Here is a 942-nt window from a genome sequence, read left to right on the forward strand (position 1 = left end):
GGATCTGCTGCGCATCCTCCAGTCGTACGTGACCCGCCCGGAGAACATCCTGCGCTGGACCTGGGCGCCCCACCAGCTGCTGATCTTCGACAACCGGATCACCCAGCACTACGGAGTGGACAACTACGACGACCACCCCCGCCGCCTCAACCGGGTGACGATCGCCGGAGACGTACCGGTCGGTGTCGACGGACGCCACAGCGAGCAACTCGTCGGCGACGCGTCGCACTACAGCAGCGTGCTGGTGGTGGCGGCATGACCGAGCTCAGTCTCAAGGCGCCCGCCGTCACCGAGAGCCCGGAAACAGAGACGACGAGCGCGCGGCGACGCGAGGTCTTCCTGCCGCGCGACGCCCGCCGCCGCACGCCGCTCAGCACACTCCGCCAACGCCTGCGCTGGCCGCTGGGCATCTACACGACTCCCGTCGTGATCCTCCTCGCCTGGGAGGTACTCGCTCGGGCCGGAGTGGTGTCCAAGACCTACGCCCCGGCACCGACCTCGATCGTGAAGTCCGCCGCCGACCTGTGGCAGCAGGGCGTCCTCGGGCCCGACCTGGCCATCTCCCTGCAGCGAGCCGGTATCGGTCTCGCGATCGGTCTGACGACGGGCATCGTCACCGGAGTGCTCGGCGGGCTGCTGCGCAGCGGCGAGTACCTGTTCAACGGCCTCGTACAGGTACTCAACACGATCCCTCTCCTCGCGGTGCTCCCGCTGATGATCGTGTGGTTCGGCATCGACGAGCTCACGAAGGTGCTGCTGATCTCCTTCGGAGCCGGTGTCCCGATGTACCTCAACCTGTTCGCCGCGATCCGGGCCGTCGACCAGCGGCTGATCGAGATGGCGCGCACGACGGGCGCGGGCACCTGGCGCCTGGTGACGCGCGTGCTGGTGCCCGGAGCCCTGCCGGGGTTCCTGGTCGGTCTGAGGTTCTCCCTCGCGTAC

Annotated in this window: 2 protein-coding genes; both read left to right on the forward strand. The window is 68.6% G+C overall.

The features are described 5' to 3' along the window. On the forward strand, positions 1-259 hold a 259-nt coding region (locus tag IE312_RS40495), incomplete at its 5' end, for a TauD/TfdA dioxygenase family protein (protein ID WP_229899946.1). Further along, a partial coding sequence (locus IE312_RS17140) for an ABC transporter permease (protein ID WP_229899948.1) occupies positions 256-942 on the forward strand: 687 nt, incomplete at its 3' end. The genes IE312_RS40495 and IE312_RS17140, both read left to right, overlap by 4 nt.

This window comes from Streptomyces capoamus (assembly GCF_014654935.1).
GTDB classification, from domain to species: Bacteria; Actinomycetota; Actinomycetes; order Streptomycetales; family Streptomycetaceae; genus Streptomyces; species Streptomyces capoamus.